A 2,500-nucleotide genomic window follows, 5' to 3' on the forward strand; every position below is an offset into this window, starting at 1 on the left:
GCTCTTTGACAAGTGAAGAAAGAAAGAGAAGCGTAGGCGGCGGTGTCCTTGCGGATCGTCCTGTGACGATCATGAATAGACATCGACCTGACTATGCTTTGGTGAGTACACCGCTTCGGTCCTTCGGGGCTGGAGTGAGATGGACTCTGTCAATTTAAGTGTAGTGACAGTCGAGATCGAATTCTCTTGAAACTTGAGAGTTTGATCCTGGCTCAGAACGAACGCTGGCGGCAGGCTTAACACATGCAAGTCGAACGCCCCCTTCGGGGGGAGTGGCAGACGGGTGAGTAACGCGTGGGAACGTGCCCTTCAGTTCGGAATAACCCAGGGAAACTTGGGCTAATACCGGATACGCCCTAACGGGGAAAGATTTATCGCTGAAGGATCGGCCCGCGTCTGATTAGCTGGTTGGTGAGGTAATGGCTCACCAAGGCGACGATCAGTAGCTGGTCTGAGAGGATGATCAGCCACATTGGGACTGAGACACGGCCCAAACTCCTACGGGAGGCAGCAGTGGGGAATATTGGACAATGGGCGCAAGCCTGATCCAGCCATGCCGCGTGAGTGATGACGGCCTTAGGGTTGTAAAGCTCTTTCGGCGGGGACGATAATGACGGTACCCGCAGAAGAAGCCCCGGCTAACTTCGTGCCAGCAGCCGCGGTAATACGAAGGGGGCTAGCGTTGTTCGGAATCACTGGGCGTAAAGGGCGCGTAGGCGGCTTTGTAAGTCGGGGGTGAAAGCCTGTGGCTCAACCACAGAATTGCCTTCGATACTGCATGGCTTGAGACCGGAAGAGGTAAGTGGAACTGCGAGTGTAGAGGTGAAATTCGTAGATATTCGCAAGAACACCAGTGGCGAAGGCGGCTTACTGGTCCGGTTCTGACGCTGAGGCGCGAAAGCGTGGGGAGCAAACAGGATTAGATACCCTGGTAGTCCACGCCGTAAACGATGAATGCCAGCCGTTGGCGAGCTTGCTCGTCAGTGGCGCAGCTAACGCTTTAAGCATTCCGCCTGGGGAGTACGGTCGCAAGATTAAAACTCAAAGGAATTGACGGGGGCCCGCACAAGCGGTGGAGCATGTGGTTTAATTCGAAGCAACGCGCAGAACCTTACCAGCCTTTGACATGTCCGGTATGGGGAGTGGAGACATTCTCCTTCAGTTCGGCTGGCCGGAACACAGGTGCTGCATGGCTGTCGTCAGCTCGTGTCGTGAGATGTTGGGTTAAGTCCCGCAACGAGCGCAACCCTCGCCCCTAGTTGCCATCATTGAGTTGGGCACTCTAGGGGGACTGCCGGTGATAAGCCGCGAGGAAGGTGGGGATGACGTCAAGTCCTCATGGCCCTTACGGGCTGGGCTACACACGTGCTACAATGGCGGTGACAATGGGCAGCTACCCCGCGAGGGTGCGCTAATCCCAAAAAGCCGTCTCAGTTCAGATTGCACTCTGCAACTCGAGTGCATGAAGGCGGAATCGCTAGTAATCGTGGATCAGAACGCCACGGTGAATACGTTCCCGGGCCTTGTACACACCGCCCGTCACACCATGGGAGTTGGTCTTACCCGACGGCGCTGCGCCAACCGCAAGGAGGCAGGCGACCACGGTAGGGTCAGCGACTGGGGTGAAGTCGTAACAAGGTAGCCGTAGGGGAACCTGCGGCTGGATCACCTCCTTTCTAAGGATGATCTCTTACGAGAAGGCATCTCGCCCTCTCTATCGGATCTCTTGGAACAATAAGGGTCAGTCAGACCCTGTTATGCGGGACGCTGCCGTCTTCGTTTCTCTTTCTTCTCCGGATACAGTGATCAGGCTGGCAGGCGCTTTCGGGCTCGTGCGCAGTTTGGGATGCGGTTCGGGCCTGTAGCTCAGGTGGTTAGAGCGCACCCCTGATAAGGGTGAGGTCGGACGTTCGAGTCGTCCCAGGCCCACCATTATCGTTGGCGCGCTTCAACCGAAGCCTGCAGGCTGAGGCAAGGCCGACCGGCCGCCGCGCCCGATGGCGCGGACAGCCAAGGCAACGGACGTTGCCGCCGGCGTTTGAGGCCAAGACAAAACCTTGGCTTCGCCAAGGGGCCTTAGCTCAGCTGGGAGAGCGGTAGCTTTGCAAGCTTCAGGTCGTCGGTTCGATCCCGACAGGCTCCACCATTATCCTTTGATCCGATCCGGTGTCCATCGAGCGCGCTTGCGCTCTGGATCTTATTGAGGTTCGCGCCTCCCCTCTCGTGTGGGCGGCGCGGATGTTTGAAATCGTAAAGAGGCGGCATATTCGGCAAGCGGACTTCCTAGTTCCGCGAACCAGCCACGGCCCGCAGCCGTGTGCGCCGGATATGCCTGGCAAGCAAAAATATGACTTCGCAGAAATGCGAGGTCAGGTCTTTCTTTTAGATCATGTCCGGTCTTTGCCGAGCGGACATTGATCATGAGAGTAATCAAGTGTCGTAAGAGCATCTGGTGGATGCCTTGGCGCTGAGAGGCGATGAAGGACGTGGTACGCTGCGA

At 57.0% G+C, this 2,500-nt stretch carries 2 tRNA genes and 2 rRNA genes (1 of these 4 cut by a window edge); all 4 read left to right on the plus strand.

Features of this window, described 5'->3' with window-relative positions:
• The first annotated feature begins 189 nt into the window (after positions 1 to 189).
• Positions 190 to 1,676, plus strand: a 16S ribosomal RNA gene (locus ACUXUR_RS26565).
• A gap of 179 nt (positions 1,677 to 1,855) precedes the next feature.
• Positions 1,856 to 1,932 (plus strand) — tRNA-Ile (locus tag ACUXUR_RS26570).
• Positions 1,933 to 2,070: 138 nt separating this feature from the next.
• A tRNA-Ala gene (locus tag ACUXUR_RS26575) sits at positions 2,071 to 2,146 on the plus strand.
• Positions 2,147 to 2,428: 282 nt separating this feature from the next.
• Positions 2,429 to 2,500, plus strand: a 23S ribosomal RNA gene (locus tag ACUXUR_RS26580); it runs 2,739 nt beyond the window's last position.
• Together the 16S and 23S rRNA genes with 2 tRNA genes alongside form the textbook arrangement of a ribosomal RNA operon.

The organism is Microvirga medicaginis (assembly GCF_052658925.1).